This is a genomic window from Endozoicomonas sp. Z74 (assembly GCF_057680865.1).
In genome coordinates this window covers 1-751 of the sequence record NZ_JBLYZI010000268.1, presented here as the reverse complement: position 1 = coordinate 751, position 751 = coordinate 1, and the positions used below count along the sequence as shown (strand labels likewise).

The following is a 751-nucleotide window of genomic DNA, read 5'->3' as shown; positions in this document are numbered from 1 at the left end:
TGTGGAAAGACGAACCGAGCCAGGGCGAATTATTGCAAATGGCAATGAGGCTTCAAAACACGGTTCGATGGGCAGAAAAACAACTCCAGGGGGCGCGGGTCAAATGAAAAAAGAAAAACTTTTAGATGATCTTGAGGCGCGATTGAAATTGTTCCGTGAGTATTTGGGAGAGGCAAAAAAGATACAAAGAGAAGATAGAGAATCGGGCAATGGTTATGGGGAAATGTGGGAAGGGGGTAGATGTAAAGCCTATGGTTCGGCGGTTATTACCCTTGAGCGTTTGGTAGAGAGAGTTAAGCAGGGGGATTTTGAATAATGCCTCCGTTCATTACCAAAATCGGGAAAAAGTCCGGTCATTCCAAAAAACTGGTTAGGTTTGCCTCGTGGCTGGGCGAGGTGGTCATCTATGGCTATGCCCTCGGAATGGCGGTTTCCAGTGGCCTGAATAGCTGCGGGGTGGTGCTGGTATGAGTGCTTTTCATTGTGTTGGGGAGCCTTTGATTGAAGCGAAGGCGATATTTGTTGCTGATTCTGGCCGCTGGTTTTGTGGATTTGGTAAAAAGGGGCGTTTGCGAACCGCGTGGAGTCTGGCCGGGGCTGAATTGATTATTTCTAAAAGCACGATTGAAGCAGTTAGAGAGCTGTTGGATGAAAAGGGAGTAAATTATCAGGTTCGAACAATCGCTTTATTGACTCAGCAGGAAGAACAATGCAGGGAGCAGGCCAGGAAAAAAGAACAGGACGAAAAAGC

General features: G+C 47.1%; 3 protein-coding genes. All 3 read left to right on the top strand.

What is annotated here, in order from left to right; all coding sequences use genetic code 11:
• Positions 1–316 (top strand): hypothetical protein (locus tag ACNRUY_RS26695; RefSeq protein WP_488114698.1); only part of this gene is annotated, 316 nt, incomplete at its 5' end.
• Entirely contained in the window at positions 316–471 is a 156-nt protein-coding gene (locus ACNRUY_RS26690) for a hypothetical protein (RefSeq protein ID WP_488114697.1), read from the top strand. The genes ACNRUY_RS26695 and ACNRUY_RS26690, both read left to right, overlap by 1 nt.
• Positions 468–751, top strand: a 284-nt coding sequence (locus ACNRUY_RS26685; protein WP_488114696.1) for a hypothetical protein, incomplete at its 3' end; no start/stop codon positions are given. The genes ACNRUY_RS26690 and ACNRUY_RS26685, both read left to right, overlap by 4 nt.